We start from the raw sequence: 2,295 nt of genomic DNA, 5'->3' as shown, positions 1-2,295 counted from the left end.
CGACGGACACCCTTGCCTCTGGCTGTGAGCTTGGCACTACCTCCTGCTCATCGGGACTTTCACCCTATAGAAATCGCCCATGCCGGGCACACGACAAAAACGCCTCCCGGACAGAAAAAAAGCCCGGGAGGCGTTTTTTTTGTTTTTTGAAAAATCAGGGAATCGGCTGATCGTTCGTGTAGGTGACTTCGAGGATCTCGAGCGTGTCGACCCCGGCCGGGTGCGTGCTCGTTGCCGGCGTCGGAAGCTTCACTTCGTCGCCCTCGTGGTGCTTCAGGAGCACGCGGGCAATGGGGCTGATCCAGCTCACGTCGCCGTGCTCAGCATCGGCCTCATCGATCCCGACGATGCGGATCTTGCGCTCCTCGCCTCTCTGGTTGGCGTAGAGCACCGTGGCGCCGAAGAAAACCTGATCGGTTTCGGGGTGCGCTGCCGGATCCACCACCTCTGCGGATTCGATGCGCTTGTTGAGGAATCGAATCCGGCGGTCGATCTCGCGAAGACGCTTCTTGCCGTAGAGATAGTCGCCGTTTTCCGAACGGTCGCCGTTGCTTGCCGCCCAGGAGACGACGTTCACCACCTCAGGGCGCTCAACGTTGACGAGGTGCTCGCGTTCATCAAGGAGGCGCCTGTAGCAGGCAGGCGTCATATAGTTCTTCGTATTGGGCGGGAGTCCGGGGAGCTTCACCTCGTCGTCATCATCTTCGGCCATGAGTCGGGTCCTTCCTGAATAGTTTTCTTCGGAAAAGCTAATCCTACGCGCGTTGGAGCGCTTCGGGCAGCGCTCAAAGCAGAATATCGCGCGACGCGCCATCAGGAATGTCCTTACTTTTCGCTATGTCCTCACCTCTATAGAATGGAAATTCTGCAGCCGGCTGATTACCTAGCACCCCCCGGACCAAGAATTCCGGACAAAGGGGCAGCGCCAACCGCGTCTGCCGCACACACATCTGGAGAAACAGATGCAATTCACAATCTCTCGCATCGCCCTTATTGCCGCAGCGATGCTTGCTTCCACCGCGTCATTTGGAGCCGACGCGGTTTCTTCCGCTTCCGTCAAGCCCGCCCAGGAGCCCGCTGTGGTTCTCGAAGGTCAGAAGACCATGGCCGCCAAGGGCGGCGATGCGCTTCCCGCCAACGTGGACGCAGTAACCTCTGCTTCCGTCGTGCCGCAGAAATACCGGCAGACGGACTACAAGCCCAGCGGCTTTACGGAGACACAAGGCAAAAAACGTGCGCTTTTCATTCTTGACGACCCGCGCCACGAATCCGTGACCTACGACCTCTGCGTCACCGCGATGAAGTTCTTTGAAGAAAAGGGCTTTGAGATTGAGCTTCGCGATCTGATCGCGCAGAAATTCAACCCGCTCATCACGTCTCGCGAGGAGTTCTATCACGCGAAGGACGGCTTCGGACCCACGCCGAAGGACGTTCTCGTCGAGCAGGCGTTCGTCAAGAAGGCCGACCACATCATCTTTGTCCAGCCCAACTGGCAGGACAGCGATCCGATGTTCACGAAGGGCTACAAGCTTCGCGTCTTCTCGAAAGGCTTTTCCTACGACGACGGACCCAAGGGCCGCGTGGGACTGCTTCCGGGCAAGACCTTCTACACCATCATGAACGCTGGCTGGCTCGGCATGGGTCAGGGCCAGAGCGGGGATTCCCTCAACAAGAATCCCCAGGAATGGGAAACCTGGATGTTCGCGATGCGCGTGGTTGACGACGATGCCGCCGTCGGCAAGGACATGAAGAATCTCGGACGCTTTGTCAACGACCGCACGCCCGGAAATCTCGATCCGGACTACGGCACGAAGATCGAAGCCCTGAGAAACGTCCTGAGGTCCCGTCTTGCACGCGACTTCAATCTCTGACATTCTTCACGGTCCTGATTGATAAGCAAACGCCCGCAGCCGGGGATTTTTAAGTGTCCCCATCTGCGGGCGTTCTTTTGTGCTGAATCGCCTGGATCACGCCGCCTTCGGCATGCCGCACCATCGGCCTGAAGCCTCCCGGCAGCTTTGTCGCACTCCGCTGACAGCAGGAACGGGAATGTCCCTATCGCTCAAAAATCCTGCTGCGGCAGCCGGGCGGGCGCAGGACCGCCGCCGCTTCCCGATCGCCGGCGCGGGCCGCTGCGGCAGGCGCCGACGAGGAAATCCGTGTCACCGGAGGCTTAGCGACAGCGGGAGTTTCGCAATTATTAACATAGGCACAAAATAGTTGACAAGCAGCTACGGTTATGTTATAATTGATAAATGAGTTATGAAGATAAAACCACCACAACCCTCGACGGCC

2 protein-coding genes are annotated in these 2,295 nt (G+C 58.3%); one reads left to right on the top strand and one right to left on the bottom strand.

The window, feature by feature from the left end; genetic code table 11:
- Window positions 1-154: 154 nt before the first annotated feature.
- On the bottom strand, window positions 155-712 hold the full coding sequence (gene greB / locus GBM95_RS11540) for a transcription elongation factor GreB (RefSeq protein WP_152159227.1): 558 nt from the start codon (window positions 710-712) through the stop codon (window positions 155-157).
- Between the two features lie 250 nt (window positions 713-962).
- Between greB and GBM95_RS11535 the strand changes: the two genes are divergently transcribed.
- Window positions 963-1,871 carry an NAD(P)H-dependent oxidoreductase gene (locus GBM95_RS11535; RefSeq protein ID WP_152159226.1) on the top strand — a complete coding sequence of 303 codons (909 nt, stop codon included), beginning with the start codon at window positions 963-965 and terminating at the stop codon, window positions 1,869-1,871.
- Window positions 1,872-2,295 lie beyond the last annotated feature (424 nt).

The organism is Sutterella seckii (assembly GCF_009183815.1).
GTDB lineage: Bacteria > Pseudomonadota > Gammaproteobacteria > Burkholderiales > Burkholderiaceae_F > Sutterella > Sutterella seckii.
This window is presented reverse-complemented; position numbering and strand designations above follow the sequence as displayed.

Bases quoted from the DNA above. Each gene is read 5' to 3' on its own strand.
- greB (WP_152159227.1), bottom strand. From the start codon at position 712: ATGGCCGAAGATGATGACGACGAGGTGAAGCTCCCCGGACTCCCGCCC.
- GBM95_RS11535 (WP_152159226.1), top strand. From the start codon at position 963: ATGCAATTCACAATCTCTCGCATCGCCCTTATTGCCGCAGCGATGCTT.